The 1891-nt window shown below is 34.8% G+C and carries 2 protein-coding genes; both read left to right on the top strand.

What is annotated here, in order from left to right; all coding sequences use genetic code 11:
- Nucleotides 1-50 precede the first annotated feature (50 nt).
- On the top strand, nucleotides 51-1385 hold the full coding sequence (locus tag ACZQCL_RS09155) for an RsmB/NOP family class I SAM-dependent RNA methyltransferase (RefSeq protein WP_482482953.1): 1335 nt from the start codon (nucleotides 51-53) through the stop codon (nucleotides 1383-1385).
- A partial coding sequence (locus ACZQCL_RS09160; RefSeq protein WP_482482955.1) for a pseudouridine synthase occupies nucleotides 1382-1891 on the top strand: 510 nt, incomplete at its 3' end. The genes ACZQCL_RS09155 and ACZQCL_RS09160, both read left to right, overlap by 4 nt.

Consider the following 1891-nt stretch of genomic DNA (forward strand, 5'->3'; position numbering starts at 1 on the left):
AAAGATAAAGTTAAAGCCGTTCAAGCACTTGGAAAGGCATTTGATCTATAATGGAACTTCCAGTTAAATTTAAAGAACAAATGAAAGAGCTTCTTCAAGAAGAATATGGAGACTACCTACAAAGTTTTGATCATGATAGATATTATGGTTTAAGAGTCAATACACTAAAAATTTCTGTTGAAGAATTTCTAAAGATTTCCCCCTTTAAACTAAAACCCATCCCTTGGACAAATGATGGCTTCTATTATTCAAGTGAAGATAAACCTAGTAAACACCCCTACTATTATGCAGGCCTTTACTATCTTCAAGAACCCAGTGCTATGTTACCAGCACAAGTTCTTCCTGTAGACGAAAATGATATTGTATTAGATACGTGTGCAGCTCCTGGTGGAAAGAGCACAAAGCTTGCGACAAAACTCAATCATACTGGGCTTTTAATTTCAAATGATATTAGTTCTTCAAGATGCCAAGGCCTCTTAAAAAACATTGAATTATTCGGATGTGACAACGCCTGGGTAACCAGTGAAGATTTGACAAACATGGAACAACATTATCCTGAAACATTTGATAAGATTCTAGTGGATGCCCCATGTAGTGGTGAGGGAATGTTTCGAAAAGAGCCAGACTTAATTAAAAGCTGGATTGAAAAGGATGATACATTCTATCCACCTATTCAAAAAAACATTTTAAATGCTGCTGTATCCATGTTAAAGCCAGGTGGATCTATCGTATATTCCACTTGTACTTTTTCGATTCACGAAAATGAAGAAGTTATTCAAGATGTATTAGACAAACATCCTGACTTACATCTTGTTCCTATTAATAAAATCGATGGTATGATGCCAGGTGTAAACATGGAGGAATGTGTTCGTTTATATCCACATAAAATCAAGGGAGAAGGTCACTTTGTAGCTTTACTTGTCAAAGATGGAGAAACAAAACATAAAAAAATAAAACTGGAGCCAAGCGATAAGCTTGATGATTGTGTTACTGATTTTTTACGATTGGTTAAATTAAATAAGGCAACCATTAAAATCAAAAAGGACAAGGTCATCTGGTTAAACAGTGATTTTCAAGCTTATAAAGGCTATCGCGTCTTAAGATCTGGCTTATTATTAGGGCAACTTAAAGGTAAACATTTTGAACCCAGCCAAAGTCTTGCCCTTGCCCTTTGTCCTGAACAATTTAAAAATGTATTAAACTTTTCCATTGAAGATGAGCGTGTTATTAAATACTTAAAAGGTGAAACTCTAGATGTGAAAGATTTGGATTCAAAAACATCTGGATGGACACTTGTTTGCGTAAATAACTTCCCTTTAGGCTTTGCGAAACTTTCTAAAGGCTCATTAAAAAATAAATATGCGAAAGGATGGCGTTATCAATGAGACTTGACAAATATTTATCTCATATGGGATTTGGCACAAGAAATGACGTTAAAAAATTAATTAAAAACGGCTGGGTTACCATTAATGATGAAACCATAAAAAAGGCAGACTATAACGTAAAAGAAGATGATCGTGTTTGTGTGGATGATGAACCCGTAAGCTATGTAGAATACGAATACTATATTTTAAATAAGCCTCAAGGCTATGTGAGCGCCACTGAAGATATGCTCTATCCGACTGTCATGGAACTTGTCCAAAGCCAAAGACACGATTTGTATCCAGTTGGAAGACTTGACGTAGATACAGAAGGCTTATTACTCATCAGCAACGATGGTAAATTAACCCATGAAGTATTATCACCAAAAAAACATGTAGATAAAAAATACTATGTTGAATTTGATGGAACTTTACCAGAAAATGCCGTAGACTTCTTTAATCAGCCTATGGAATTTGAAGAATTTACTTCAGCCCCTTCAAAACTAGAAATTTTAGATACAAATAAAGCC

The organism is Holdemanella sp. (genome assembly GCF_056804935.1).